This window comes from Acinetobacter sp. RW6 (assembly GCF_041956835.1).
GTDB classification, from domain to species: Bacteria; Pseudomonadota; Gammaproteobacteria; order Pseudomonadales; family Moraxellaceae; genus Acinetobacter; species Acinetobacter calcoaceticus.
In genome coordinates this window covers 1768288-1781395 of the sequence record NZ_CP167121.1, presented here as the reverse complement: position 1 = coordinate 1781395, position 13108 = coordinate 1768288, and the positions used below count along the sequence as shown (strand labels likewise).

14 protein-coding genes and 1 pseudogene are annotated in these 13108 nt (G+C 35.6%); 8 read left to right on the top strand and 7 right to left on the bottom strand.

Features of this window, described 5'->3' with window-relative positions; translation table 11 throughout:
- Positions 1-304 precede the first annotated feature (304 nt).
- The 5 genes from ACB088_RS08450 (at position 305) to ACB088_RS08430 (ending at position 4872) form a co-directional block, all read left to right on the top strand.
- Entirely contained in the window at positions 305-1069 is a 765-nt protein-coding gene (locus ACB088_RS08450) for a glutathione S-transferase family protein (protein ID WP_375038632.1), read from the top strand.
- A gap of 536 nt (positions 1070-1605) precedes the next feature.
- Positions 1606-2499, top strand: coding sequence for an amino acid ABC transporter substrate-binding protein (locus tag ACB088_RS08445; protein ID WP_092705553.1), 894 nt, complete (start codon positions 1606-1608; stop codon positions 2497-2499).
- Positions 2500-2592: 93 nt separating this feature from the next.
- Complete coding sequence (locus ACB088_RS08440; protein WP_004642555.1) at positions 2593-3435, top strand: amino acid ABC transporter permease; 843 nt, start codon at positions 2593-2595, stop codon at positions 3433-3435.
- Positions 3436-3437: 2 nt separating this feature from the next.
- Complete coding sequence (locus ACB088_RS08435; RefSeq protein WP_005047524.1) at positions 3438-4115, top strand: amino acid ABC transporter permease; 678 nt, start codon at positions 3438-3440, stop codon at positions 4113-4115.
- Positions 4116-4128: 13 nt separating this feature from the next.
- Entirely contained in the window at positions 4129-4872 is a 744-nt protein-coding gene (locus ACB088_RS08430) for an amino acid ABC transporter ATP-binding protein (protein WP_042896581.1), read from the top strand.
- Positions 4873-4924: 52 nt separating this feature from the next.
- On the opposite strand, the gene ACB088_RS08425 is transcribed toward ACB088_RS08430, so the two are convergent.
- Positions 4925-6238, bottom strand: coding sequence for a DcaP family trimeric outer membrane transporter (locus ACB088_RS08425; protein WP_375038631.1), 1314 nt, complete (start codon positions 6236-6238; stop codon positions 4925-4927).
- 344 nt (positions 6239-6582) lie between these two features.
- On the opposite strand from ACB088_RS08425, the gene ACB088_RS08420 reads away from it, so the two are divergent.
- Positions 6583-7053 carry an Lrp/AsnC family transcriptional regulator gene (locus ACB088_RS08420; RefSeq protein WP_004642558.1) on the top strand — a complete coding sequence of 157 codons (471 nt, stop codon included), beginning with the start codon at positions 6583-6585 and terminating at the stop codon, positions 7051-7053.
- A gap of 44 nt (positions 7054-7097) precedes the next feature.
- Here ACB088_RS08420 and ACB088_RS08415 read toward each other — a convergent pair whose 3' ends face one another.
- The 3 genes from ACB088_RS08415 to ACB088_RS08405 all read right to left on the bottom strand — a co-directional run bounded on the left by ACB088_RS08415 (position 7098) and on the right by ACB088_RS08405 (position 9301).
- Complete coding sequence (locus tag ACB088_RS08415; protein ID WP_003651352.1) at positions 7098-7847, bottom strand: YebC/PmpR family DNA-binding transcriptional regulator; 750 nt, start codon at positions 7845-7847, stop codon at positions 7098-7100.
- Positions 7848-8007: 160 nt separating this feature from the next.
- Positions 8008-8553 (bottom strand): 1-acyl-sn-glycerol-3-phosphate acyltransferase, encoded by a 546-nt coding sequence (locus tag ACB088_RS08410; RefSeq protein ID WP_005047522.1) that lies wholly within the window; start codon positions 8551-8553, stop codon positions 8008-8010.
- Between the two features lie 175 nt (positions 8554-8728).
- Positions 8729-9301, bottom strand: a complete 573-nt coding sequence (locus ACB088_RS08405; protein ID WP_045125357.1) for a TetR/AcrR family transcriptional regulator — start codon at positions 9299-9301, stop codon at positions 8729-8731.
- Positions 9302-9579: 278 nt separating this feature from the next.
- On the opposite strand from ACB088_RS08405, the gene ACB088_RS08400 reads away from it, so the two are divergent.
- Together ACB088_RS08400 and ACB088_RS08395 are read left to right on the top strand one after the other, a co-directional pair.
- Positions 9580-10443: an iron-containing redox enzyme family protein gene (locus ACB088_RS08400; RefSeq protein ID WP_375038630.1), complete on the top strand. Its 864-nt coding sequence runs from the start codon at positions 9580-9582 to the stop codon at positions 10441-10443.
- Positions 10444-10836: 393 nt separating this feature from the next.
- Entirely contained in the window at positions 10837-12135 is a 1299-nt protein-coding gene (locus ACB088_RS08395; RefSeq protein WP_375038629.1) for a tyrosine-type recombinase/integrase, read from the top strand.
- Here ACB088_RS08395 and ACB088_RS08390 read toward each other — a convergent pair.
- The 3 genes and pseudogenes from ACB088_RS08390 to ACB088_RS08380 all read right to left on the bottom strand — a co-directional run bounded on the left by ACB088_RS08390 (position 12113) and on the right by ACB088_RS08380 (position 13044).
- Positions 12113-12331, bottom strand: a complete 219-nt coding sequence (locus ACB088_RS08390) for a hypothetical protein (protein ID WP_375038628.1) — start codon at positions 12329-12331, stop codon at positions 12113-12115. The genes ACB088_RS08395 and ACB088_RS08390 overlap by 23 nt on opposite strands.
- A pseudogene (locus ACB088_RS08385) lies at positions 12332-12658 on the bottom strand (hypothetical protein); the annotation flags it as partial.
- 77 nt (positions 12659-12735) lie between these two features.
- The gene (locus ACB088_RS08380; protein WP_375038793.1) at positions 12736-13044 is read right to left on the bottom strand and encodes a DUF551 domain-containing protein; all 309 of its coding nucleotides are present in this window, start codon (positions 13042-13044) and stop codon (positions 12736-12738) included.
- Positions 13045-13108: the final 64 nt, after the last annotated feature.

Sequence of the window (13108 nt, the reverse complement as noted above, 5' to 3'; positions counted from 1 at the left end):
TTATGCTCAGCTTATGAAATAAAGTGCAAAGCATTTTTTTTGATTTTTAATGGAAAAATAAAGATATTAAAAGCTATTATAAATCAATTAGTTATAGTTTTTATGAAAAAAATTAATAATAAAATTAGTTTTAATATGAAAAAGAGCAATAAGTACGGTAAAAAAAGATATAAAAAATAGACTTAACTGTCAGCAAAAATGAGCACAATATCCATTGTTTTCACTAAAAATAGCTTCTAAAGTATCTACTTACCATCGACCATTTTTGTACAAATAGTCAAATAAAAATAAACGTGGAGATTTTATGCGGGTTTTGTATCAGTTCCCTTTGTCCCATTATTGTGAAAAAGCTCGCTGGTTGTTAGACCATAAAGAACTTGATTATGTGGCTCATAACTTGATTCCAGGGTTTCATCGTGCTTTCGCACAACTCAAAACAGGGCAAAATTTGCTGCCAATTTTGAAAGATGATCATCAATGGATTGCTGAATCAACCAAAATTGCACTTTATCTGGATGATACCTACCCAGAACATGTGCTTTTACGTCGTGATGAGCAACTTAGACAACAAACACTGAAAATTGATAGTTTGGCTGATGATCTTGGGATACATGTGCGCCGTTGGGCTTTAGCACATAATTTAGCCCAAGGGGACCATGCTCTAGAAATTATGATGGGTGAACAAGGTTATTTACGTCAGTTTGAAAAAATATCAAAACCCTTTCTCAAAACATTAGTAAAGAAGAACTATAAACTTGAAGAGGAGTTAGTGAGCCAGTCCAAAGAGCATATGGACGAACTCATAAATGAACTAAACCTGTATCTAATAGAAAATCAAGCGCGCTATATGGTCGGAGACAGATTAAGTCTTGCCGATATTTCTGTCTGTTCGATGCTTGCACCACTATTAGAGGTAAAAGGTACGCCTTGGGAGCGTGAAGAGGCAGAAGAAGTTTCAGCCGAATGGGGCAACTATCAAAAATATTTACTTGATTTGCCTCTAGGCCAATATGTTTTAAGAATATATCAAACCGAAAGAAACGCGCGAGTAGATTGGCGAGGAATTTAAACTTTATAAAATGCCCTGATTTTCTCAGGGCATTTTTGTAATATTTCTAAGGTCACTCATTTATCTAAATATTACTATCAATTTTCTAAATGATTTTTATTAAACCATTTGTATATATTATTTTGATGCTTAAGTTGCTTTTTACAATGTGAATTTAATGTTTAGCTAAATCTTTAATAATTTTAATTTTTATAATTTTCTAGAAAATATAATTTTTCTAAAAACAGTTTTTAGAAGAAGTTAAGCCTCTTTATTGTGCATGTGTTTACAATGTAATCAATAATTGCCACATTTAAGTGTAATTAGGTGAGCTTAATAATAGACAGAAGATTAAAATATAGATTAAAGTAGAAACATGTGAGCAGTTTTAAAGGTATTAATTCTGCAAAACAGATTGAATAAAATAAGTGAAGCAAATGGATGTGTCCTACTTGGAAAAGTTGGCTCGATAATTGCAATTTAATAATAAATCACTCTATTTCTCTATATGAATGATTCTATAGATAAATAGAGAGAATGATCATCAAGGAGTTCTTATGAAACGTTCTGCAACCTCTCTCATTGTTTCAACAGTTATGCTTTGTACGGTTGGTGCTACTTCTCAAATTCAGGCAGCAGATACATTAGCTAAAATTAAAAGCAGCGGAAAAATCGTCATTGGCCACCGAGAATCTTCTGACCCAATTTCATATGTTGTTGCAGGTAAACCAGTAGGTTATGCAGTCGATATCTGTAACCAGTTTGCAAATGACATTAAAAAAGAATTGAAAATGCCTGGGCTAAAAGTTGAATACAAGGCAGTAACTTCATCAACTCGTATTCCTGAACTTTTAGCAGGCAATATCGATATGGAATGTGGTACGACCACAAACTCTAAGCAACGCCAAGAACAAGTTGGTTTCTCAACAAACTACTATGCGACTGAAGTACGTATGGCAGTTAAAGCGAACTCTGGCATTAAGAGTCTGGCGGATTTAAATGGCAAGGCTGTTGTAACAACTCAAGGTACAACATCTGATAAATACATCAAGATGAATGAAAAAGGCCAAGCACTTACTATCCAAAACATCTATGGTAAAGATCACTCAGACTCTTTTGCAATGATGGCATCAGGCCGTGCTGCTGCATTTGTCATGGATGATAATATTTTAGCTGGTTTAGTTGCCAAGTCTTCTACACCTAAAGCTTTCGCAATTGTTGGTCCAGTACTTTCATCAGAGCCTTATGGCATTATGCTTGCTAAAGGTGATACAAAATTTAAAGCGATTGCTGACCGTACTGTAAATAATCTATGGAAAACTGGTCAAATGGACGCTTTATATAAGAAGTGGTTCTTATCGCCAATTCCACCAAAAAATACAAATTTGAACATGCCACAAAGTTCATCTTATAAAAAATTAAAAGCTCACCCAACAGATGCAGGGATCTAACAAGATCTTTTTGTCCTAAATTTACTTAAGCAAGTGAAACCTCACTTGCTTAAGCGGTCTATTTTCCTAAAGATATTCATTTAAGGGGCAAACATGTCAGTCGGCTCGCTAAACTGGACTATATTCTGTGCGGAGTCTAATGAATATGGTGTCGATAAAGCCGCATGGGCAGAATCAGTCTGTAGAGTAATTGGTAGCTCAAGCTACAATGCTCATGCTGAAGCGCCCACATGGTTACAAATGTTAGGTTCAGGCGTCTTTACTATGGTTTGGACAGCTGTTATAGCCTTTCTTATCGCATTTTTATTAGGTTCTCTCCTAGGGGTAATTCGTACATTACCCAACAAACCTCTCGCATTTATTGGCAATTGTTACGTTGAAATTTTCCGTAATATTCCACTTATTGTGCAGCTATTCTTCTGGGCATTTGTTTTTCCGGAATTTTTACCGGATAGCATAAGTGCAGGTAGTGGGGATGTTGTTGCTGGTGGATGGTGGAAAAATCTTTTAAATCAGCAACCTGCGGTTATTGGTGTTTTTGCATTAGGTCTCTACACAGCTGCGCGTGTATCTGAGCATATACGTGCCGGTATTAATACTGTTTCAACAGGACAAAAATTTGCTGCTTCCGCAGTAGGTTTTACCACTGCACAAAGCTATCGTTATGTCATTTTACCTGTTGCATATCGTACTGTGTGGCCAACGATTACTTCTGAAGCAATGAACGTTTTCAAAAACTCAGCTGTTTTATATGCTTTGAGTGTTTTGAACTTCTTCGCTTATACAAAAACCATGCGGGAAGAAACTTCTCAGGACATCATTATTCTTATTCTCTCTACACCTGTTTATTTGATTATTACTTATAGCATTAAATTTGTAATGGCATGGATTGAGAAACGAATGGCTGTACCTGGCTTAGGTTCGGGAGGGAAGTAATTATGGATTTTTCTTTATTACAGAATCCTGACGTGATTGCGGCACTCAAAGAAGGTTTCGTTTTTACCCTTACCGTAACTGTATTGGCGATGCTGGGCGGTATCCTGATTGGAACCCCCTTGGCAATGATGCGTTTGTCTAGCAATGCCATCGCAAGTAATTTCGCAAAATTTTATGTCGATCTGTTTCGTGGTATTCCATTGATTCAGGTAATCTTTATTTTCTACTTTTTGTTGCCGAAAATATTTGAGTTTCAATCTGATACATATTGGGGACCGTTGTTTTCGAGTGTTGTGACTTTTGCTATTTTTGAGGCTGCATTTTTCTCGGAAATTGTACGTTCAGGCATTCAGTCTATTTCAAGAGGTCAGGTAAATGCAGGTTACGCGTTAGGTTTTACCTATGGTCAATCAATGCGCTATGTGGTTTTACCTCAAGCTTTTCGTAACATGCTCCCAGTATTGTTAACTCAAACAATTATTTTATTTCAGGATATCTCATTAGTTTATGTGATTAGTGCCCCAGACTTTTTAGGTCGTGCAGATACATTGGCTAATACTTATGGTCCTGAAACGAAAGCAACATTCTATTTAATCGTCGCTGTAGTGTACTTCTGTAGTTCGTTTGTGCTATCGCAATTAGTCAAACGCTTACAGCAAAAAATTGCCATCATTCGCTAATTGGAGATTTTAAATGCCAATGATAGACATCCAACATATCTCTAAATGGTATGGTGATTTTCAGGTTTTAACAGATTGCACGACGAGTATTGAAAAAGGTGATGTCGTTGTTGTTTGCGGGCCGTCTGGTTCAGGAAAATCAACACTCATTAAAACAGTAAATGCGTTAGAACCATTTCAGCAAGGCGATATTATTGTTGATGGCGTTTCTCTGAAAGATCCAAAAACAGATCTTGCTAAATTCCGTTCACGAGTGGGAATGGTCTTTCAACACTTTGAACTTTTCCCGCACATGACTGTCTTGGAAAATTTAACAATTGCTCAAGTTAAAGTGTTAAAGCGTTCAGTTGCCGATGCTCGTGCAAAAGGTCTGAAATATTTAGAACGTGTAGGTTTGCTTGCGCATAAAGATAAGTTTCCAGGTCAATTGTCTGGTGGACAGCAACAACGTGTAGCGATTGCGCGTGGCTTATCCATGGACCCAATCTGTATGTTGTTTGATGAACCAACTTCTGCACTTGACCCTGAAATGGTCGGTGAAGTACTTGAAGTAATGGTGCAACTTGCACATGAAGGTATGACCATGATGTGTGTTACACATGAAATGGGCTTCGCTAAAAGAGTATCTAACCGTTTAATTTTTATGGATGAAGGTAAGATTTTAGAAGACTGCCCAACACATGAATTTTTTGATAATTTAGATGCTCGCCACGAGCGTGCTAAACTTTTCTTAGAAAAAATTCAAGCCATGCACTAATACTGGTAATAAAAAAGAGCCTTTTTAAAGGCTCTTTTTTTAAACCTGATTTTTAGAAATTATATTTTGCTAATAAGTTGACACGTGAGTAGTCACCCTTATCGCCTGCGAAAGTTTCGCGCTGGCCGTAAGTATATTCTGCACCTAAATCAATATTTTTAACTGGATTCCAGATTAAATTGACCAAGGCATTATAAATTTCTTTGTTATAGCTGGCACTGGTTAAATTGCTATTTGCGTAAATGCTATCATCTTTATATTGAATACCGCCTATTGCAAAAGTAGAGCGGAGGATAGGGCTCCATTTTCGTTGATAGCCAATAACGGCACTATCAAATTCACCTAAATTAATATCCTGTGTTGTTGTGTCATAGGCATAAGCAGAATTGCTATAAGATAAATAACGGCCGTCTCCTTTTACATGATAGTAGTTAGCAACCAAGCTATCTTGAGGAGTTAAATCATATTTACCTCCAACGCCTACACCCCAACCAAATTTTTCTTCAGAAGCGCTATCTTTGGGTGCCACACGGTTTTCATGTGCAAGACCATGTAGTTGTAATAGGCCTTTGTTATCAGCAGTTTTAAAATCATATCGGGTTGTTAGAGCAGGGAAGCGACTTCCACCAGCAGCATTACTCACTTTTTCAACATCACCACCTTCTAAAGCAACTAATATTTTCTGTTGTGCATTAATCGGCTGAGTATAACGAACTTGTACGGTACGCGTAGTGCCTGTACCAACAGCTCCAGTGAAATCTAGAGTTTCGGGTGATGTATCGGTATTTACAAAAGGTGAAGTGGTTTGACCAGCTAACCATTTTCCTAAAGACATATAGGCATGGCGAACACGGAAGGTTCCATTGCCATTGTCTCCATTTCCGCCCATGAAATCGGCTTCAATTTTCCCTGTTAAATCTCCATATTGAGTTGGACGAGTAATATCTAGGCCAATTCGTGAGGTCGCAGCAGATACATTTAAGGAATCTTGTCTTGGATCATCTTTGTTTAAGGGGTAGTTGGCGCCATTTGAAATGCTACCATTTGAACCTTTAAGGTCGTAGGTTGCATCTACTCGGACATTACCATAAAGCTTAACTTGGGTTTGACCATCCGCCATTGCCATCCAACCTGGTTTTGATACAGGAGAGGTAGAAGCAGCAGGTGTTGCGGGAGGTGCTGGTGGAGCACTGACCAATAAAGCTGTTTTTTGTTGATCAGATAGTTTCTGGACAAGTTGTTTTAATTCCTTTACCTCATCACGTAACGCATTAACTTCAGCATCTGTAGCTGCATGCACAGGCATCGTTACGCTAATTACACCTAAAGAACTCATTGCTAGCACTAGTGTTTTGATCTTATTCACAGGCATTCCCCGACATGGATAAAAATTTTCCTGCAAATACATAACAATAATAATGCCAACTTTAACAATTTAGAAAAATAGTCAAATTTCTATTTTTATCATTGGTTTATGTCAAAATAGAAGTGTGAATAAGCACTTTCATTGAAAAAAATAAATGAGAGCATGAAATTGACTCTCTAAAATGAATCATATGCTCGACTATTTGCACGGTTAAAATGCATAACTGCAATAAAATATGTAAAAGAAATAAATGTTTTAGCTATTTTTAAACCTTTGTATTTTTCAATGCGTCGGAGTTGTATAGGGTATACTGTCCTCATTGTAAATTCTGGCTGGAGATAGGAATGGAGTTAGATCGTTTTGATAAACAAATTCTAGAAATTTTGTCTCATGAAGACTTAAATTTGAATGAACTTTCAGAACGGATCAATCTGTCAGTCAGTTCTGTGCATCGCCGGATTAAACACCTGATTGAAGCCAACGTTATGGGGCAACTCAAAAGGGAAATTAATTTTAGTAAACTCGGCTTTACCTTGCACATATTATTGCAAGTTTCATTGAGTAAGCATGACACTGAAACATTTGATAAGTTTCTTTCCGAAATAGAAGCAATTCCAGAAGTAACAAATGCATTTCTAGTGACAGGGCAAAGTGCCGATTTTATTTTGGAACTTGTAGCACGAAACATGGATGACTACAGCGAAATTTTATTAAGACGTATTGGAAAAATTGACAATGTAGTTGCTTTGCATTCCAGTTTTGTTATTAAAAAATATAATGTTTTTAACTGCTATAACTTATTAAATAAACTATAAAAAAACGCACCCAATGGTGCGTTTTTTTAATTCAAATGTTTGATTTAGGCATCAAGTTGAGCCAAAACCTCATCTGTGAATTCAACGTTAGTATAAACGTTTTGTACATCATCGAGATCTTCAAACATATCAATCATTTTAAGAATTTGTTTTGCTTGGTCGACATCAGTAATTTCAGCTTTGGTTGATGGACTCATAACCACTTCTGCATTGTCAGATTTTAAACCAGCAGCAGTCAGAGCATCTTGAACTTCACCAAAAGTTTCTGGTGACGTGATTACCAAAATTTCATCTTCAGAAATTTCAATATCTTCAGCGCCAGCTTCTAAAGCAACTTCCATGATTTTGTCTTCTAAAGACACATCTTCAAAAGTAATTTCACCACGTTTAGTAAATAGATAAGCTACAGAACCTGCTGTACCTAAGTTACCATTTGTTTTACTAAAACAGTGACGTACATCTGGTACTGTACGGTTCAAGTTATCTGTCATTGTTTCAACAAGAACAGCAACACCGCCAACACCATAACCTTCGTAAGTTACTTCTTTTAAATCATCATTATCTTCACCACCGGCACCACGTTGGATTGCACGGTTGATGGTGTCACGTGTCATATTAACTGAAAGAGCTTTTTCAACTACTGCACGCAGACGAGGGTTGCTAGCAGCATCTCCACCGCCAAGTCTGGCAGCAGTCACAATTTCACGAATATATTTAGTAAAAACTTTACCGCGACTTGCATCTTGTTTCGCTTTACGATGCTTAATATTGGCCCATTTAGAATGACCCGCCATGGACGTGAACTCCAAAAAAGAAAATGCAAAAGTGCTGGAATATTAGCATAGGCTTGGTTTTGTTGAAAACTGTTGCCCTGCGTTTTGTTAGCCAATTGAATAAGAATAATAAACTTAAGACCCAATGAGTAAGATTAGGCCGAATCAAGTCCAATTTGATTTAGTTAATTTTGACGTCTATGTCAAATTTCGCATATAGCTCTTTAATTGTTTCCAAATCTTTTTGTAAGTCTGTTGGGTAAATTTTGCCTAGAATTCCGCCTTGTTTACTTCGGGCGTTGGCATACATGAGTACAATGGGAACATTAGCTGCTTTGGCAATATGCCAAAAACCTGTACGGATAGGTTTACGTTCAGAGCCATCTTTGGCACGAGTAGCTTCAGGAGCAATCACCAAGTTAAAAGTTTCATGATTTTGAAATTGTTCAACCATTTGAGAAACAATATCTTTACTCGCTTTACGGTCAACGGGAATGCCACCAAGTTTTTCTAGAATTGGCTTAAGGGGACCCTTAAAAAGTTCTTTCTTTATTAAAGTATGAATTTTAATGTCTAAAATTTGGAAGAGAGCAATAGATAGCACTGCATCTAGATTAGAGGTATGTTCAAAGCCAATAATAACTTGTTTTTTCTCAAGAATTTCGGGATCTACATTATAGGTCCAACCAGCAGCTTTAAAGATAGAGTTACCTAGAAATTTTTTCATAGATCAGTGCAAGGTGATAAATTTTCAGGATTCTAATATGAGTTTGTAAAAAAGCATAGAAAAATTATGAAAGCTAAAGTAAGGCATCAATAATGAAGATTATCTAAGCTGTAGAAGATTTAAAAAGTTCTTTTTATTTTTCTTTTAAACTTAATAAACTTAGATAATTTTAAAATTAAGAGACCTGCTGAGGTATTTCTTCATTAATTAAATATTCAATATATTGCCAAATTTTTTCAGAGTTAATAAGCGCTTTATCTGTTGTTCCATCAATAATCATCCCATCAATAATAGAAATAATGATGTGAGTAAGTGGAGTAGGGTTTTCTATCCCTAATTGAGTGAGCTGTTCTTGTAATAAATGAGTCAACCACTTCGTATATTCGTAAAATGGTTCACGAATTGAAGTATATTGTTTAGATACTTCAATAAATGCTTTTTTAAATAAACATCCATTAAATGTTTCACTATTGATCCATTCAATATACCAATTAAAAATAATATGAATTTTCTCAAGCGGGTTAGCATCTTGACGTAAACTTAGTTGTTCATTAATTGAATTTTGAATATTTAAATTTCGATGTTGCAAGCATTCCATAATTAAATTTTCTTTCGAAGGAAAATATTTATAAAATGTCATCTTTGCAACGTTAGATTCAGCAATAATACGGTCAACACCAGTAGCATTGTATCCAATCTGATTAAATAAATTTAAAGCAGTATTTATAATATCTTCTTTTTTTGACATTACTATTCCATATAGTTAGAACTAATTATAACTTAATCTAAAAAATTAAAATTTTAATATGAATTATCATAATAAAAAAAGGGATTGGATACAAGTTTATATTGTGATAATGATTATCATTATCTGAGTTTTTTTGAAAATTTCTATTTGATTTCGTACGATTTTAATTCTAATATTGATTGATAAAGGAACATATTTAAATATTAATTTAAGTCATTGTTTTTATAATAAAATATGTAAAAATCGATCAGGCTTCAATAAATTTAATGAGAGTGGATATGCCTAAGACATTTGAGAATTTTAATAATCCTAGAAAGAAAGCACTCGCAGGGATGAAGCAAAGCATTTCAGCCGAACTATGGGAAAAAAATTCAGACTTTTTGTCCCGTTTAAGAGCAAAAATTGCTAACCATGCCGTGTCAAATCATCCAGCAATTGATATTTTAAATAACGGAAAAATTAATAAAGAAAATTTAAAAAAAATTCACTTAGAATATCGTCACGCAATTGTACAAACTTTTACTGATGCACTGCTCATGGCTCAATTTCAAACTAAACAATTAGAGCCAAGATTGCATGCTGGTGCAAAAATGTTTCCACGTTTTCTTTTAAGCCTAAATATTTTTGATGAGTTTGGATTTCGACCCGGTTTAGACAAAGATGGTTATTATCAGGGAAACCCAGAATATGCTCACTATCCTTTATTTGAAGATGTATTAAATGATTTCGGTATTACGGAAGAAGATCGTCTGACTTTTCAACCAAGTGACATTGCAGATCAAGTTAGAGTATTTTTAGAAAATGCTTATCATGACTATAAAGCTGTTTCAGCCTTATTAGCAGTCGCGGAAGAAGAGGTTATCCTTTATAGTCCACCTCTACGTAAAGCAACTAAAGCCGTCGGTTTGGAGGTGGAGGGTGGTGGTTATTATCATGTACATGGTATTTCTGAGGATGAGAGCGCCGAAGCCGCGGATGATGATCATGAAGAAGATTTATGGTATGTCTTGATGCAAGCTTGTACAGAAGAAGATTATAACTATATTGAAAAGATATGCTTAGAGTATTGTGATTTATGGGAAAAGTTCTGGGATATTCAATTAGAACATTCTGAACCTATGCGGAAACAAATCTTAGCCTAATAGATGAAGTAGAAATATTCTGTGCACAAAGAAAATTTATTTTAAAAAAGTTGAAGTTTAGGAATAAAAATAAATTTTAAAATTTGATAATTAAATTTTAAGTATTGTTTATAGCGGTGAACTAAATTCTATTTGAATACATATTAAAAAACCCCATAAACTTTTTAGTTTATGGGGTTTGGTATTTGGTGGGCCCACACAGACTTGAACTGTGGACCAACGGATTATGAGTCCTACAGTAAAAGTATTTATTACTGTTGATGAGTACTAATTAAATTTATTTAAATTTAGCAAAAACAAAGGCATAGTTCGAATTGTTGTTGATTAGTGTTGACTATGATTGAATTAATTTGCTTACATACTGCTTACACGCAGCCCATGTAACCGCTTTTTATGAAAACCAAGTTCACAACCCTTAAAGTTTTAAAATTTGATCCTCCAGCTGAAGGTAAGAACCAAATATTTTACTGGGATAGTGACACACCAAGTTTATCTGTCAGGGTAACACAGAATGAGAATAGATCTTACATATTTCAAAGTCGGGTTACTGGTAAATCTATTCGTATAACCATTGGCGGCGTTACTGTATGGTCTTTAGATGATGCAAGAAAAGAGGCTAGACGATTACAACAACTTTGTGACCAGGGAATAGATCCAAGACGTAGTAAAGCAGAAGAGAATGAAAAAAATAATGAATATTCTGGATTACAAGAACAAAAGAAAATCAAATTCGAAACTGCATTTTTAGAGTATGTAGAGGAAAATAAAACTGCTTGGAGTGACCGCTATATTAAAGATCACTACACATTAATCCATAGAGGTGGTGAAAAGAAAAAAATAGGGCGCGGTTTAACTATACCAGGTGTGTTAGCTTCATTATTAGATAAACCATTATACGAAATAAATGCTGAATTTATTATTTATTGGCAGATTGAAGAAGCAAAAACAAGACCAACGCGTGCAGCGCTTGGTTTTAGAACATTAAGAGCTTTTATTAACTGGTGCATGGAGCATGAAGTATACTCTCAGATTATTAGTGACGAGGCTCATAAATCTAAACGCGTACGTAAAGTTGTTCCAACAATAAAACCAAAAAAACAGGCAATACAAAGAAATCAACTTGCCACATGGTTTAAAACAGTAAATGACTTACCTAATATAATGCACAAGGCTTTTTTACAAATAACCATTTTAACCGGTCCTCGTTCTGAATCAATGCGTGGTCTTGAATATCACTTATTAGATTTTAAATGGAAGACTATAAAAGTATGGGATAAAGTCGATCAAGATTACCGCATTATTCCTATGACAAAATATGTAGAGAAACTATTGTTGAGTCTTCCTAAAAACCCTCAATCAAATTATGTATTTTGGTCTACTAATTCTAAGTGCGGTTATGTGACTGATGTTCGTAAAAAATACTACCAACATTTAAAAGAGAAGGGTTTACCACGTTTTACAATTCATGATTTAAGACGTTCGTTTAGTAACCTTACAGAGTGGCTAGATGTTCCGGCAGGAGTCGTTGCTCAGATAATGGGTCATAAACCAAGCGCAACCCAAGAGAAACATTATAAAGATCGTCCAGTTGATTTACTTAGAATACATCATCAACGTATTGAAGATTGGATTTTAACTGAAGCGGGAATAATAGATGAAGAAAAGGGGCCTAAGCCCCTACAAGATTTCTAATGTCGGTAAGCCGCCAACGTGCACCGTTTTTTGTCATGACTGGTGTTAAATCACCACAGCCACGACTTGCCCAAACCCTTAAAGTATTTGGTTTATATCCAAGTACTTTTGCAGCGTCATTTGTGCTAACGAGACTTGTACCAGAGTCAATGAGCTGCTGTAACTTTTCTTCAGGTCGTAATTTTAAAGCACCCATTTACCCCTCCTTACATTCTACGTTTGGATTTGCCCACCAAAGAACAGGGCCATTTTCTGAATCAAATGCTGCAATTAAAAATAGTCCTTGTTCGGGTGGTTGCGGCTTCCAATTGGTCCAATCTATTGCATCTTCAGGAACATTCGGAATATCCTCGTAATCCAATAGCTGAGTTTCAATTTCTACACCAAGATTTACCTTAAGTTGTTCCCACTGTTCTCTTGTATAGGCTTCAGTACCTTCTTCAATAGTGTCATGCAATTCAATATCGGGATGAAACCAATTGAAAATGTTTGTAGGTAACTCGATTTGCTGTATTTGATATTTCATGCTGTCACCTCTCCAGAAAACCATAATTAAAAAAGCTAAAAACCATAAAATATTTGTTACGTAGAGCGCTTCTTTCATGGTTCAGCTCCCAATTTGCTTGGTACCTTATGAAAGTGCATCCAATGTGTAGGCGGATCATTGTCATAATTTGCCCAGATGTGATTTAGGTCTTCATCACAAGTCATATAATCAATTTCAGGGTCAATTTCAGGGTATTCAGACCAACAAATAAGTACCATTGTGTCTGTAGGTGGCTCTTCATCTTCGACGCTGATCCAAGTTGGCACTGCCGGAGCTTTGGCTTTTTCTTGCCATGCGTACCAAGCACCATTTATGAAATAAACACAATGCAAGTGATCAGGCTTGTTAGACTTATAGTTCATGCTTAAAGTAGAGAAGTAAAATTCTACATTGACCAGAATACTATTTATCTGTGGCAAAGCCTCA